Annotated in this window: 1 pseudogene; it reads right to left on the reverse strand. The window is 69.2% G+C overall.

Going from position 1 to position 481, the window contains the following annotated elements:
• A pseudogene (locus G3I17_RS39265) lies at nucleotides 1-481 on the reverse strand (hypothetical protein); the annotation flags it as partial.

Raw genomic sequence — 481 nt, forward strand, 5'->3', positions numbered from 1 at the left:
TGACGGTGAGCGTGACGCTGGTGCGGCCGTCCCAGTCTGCGGCGTCCCTGATCACGTCGATGCCCTCGACCCCGAGTTCCACGCCGCGCCGCAGTTCCTGCGCGGTCAGACGGGTCTGCGGGCCGACCGCCTCCCAGCCAAGTGGTGCTGTGCCGCCGGGCCGGTGTACGAAGAGCCGGATCCGATGGGCGTCCCTGGCGGGAATCGTGATGCTTCCGCTCGCGGAGGCAGGGGCACCGGCCCAGGGACGCGTGCGGAACCGGGCGAGGTCGGTTGCGTCGTCTCTTCCGTTGACGATGTTGTCAGCAGCGTCGTTGCAGGCCGCGAGGTCACGGTCAGTCCTGTTCTGGTCCCAGCGGTGGGCGCGGACCAGTTCCGCCCACTCCGCCTCGGCCTTCTCTTGGTCGGGCTCCTTCTCCAGCTCGGCCTGCCTTTTGTACAGCGCATCGTCGTTAGCAGCCTCGCGGTCCACGGCCTGCTC

The sequence above is a fragment of the Streptomyces sp. SID13031 genome (assembly GCF_010548305.1).
Taxonomy (GTDB): domain Bacteria; phylum Actinomycetota; class Actinomycetes; order Propionibacteriales; family Kribbellaceae; genus Kribbella.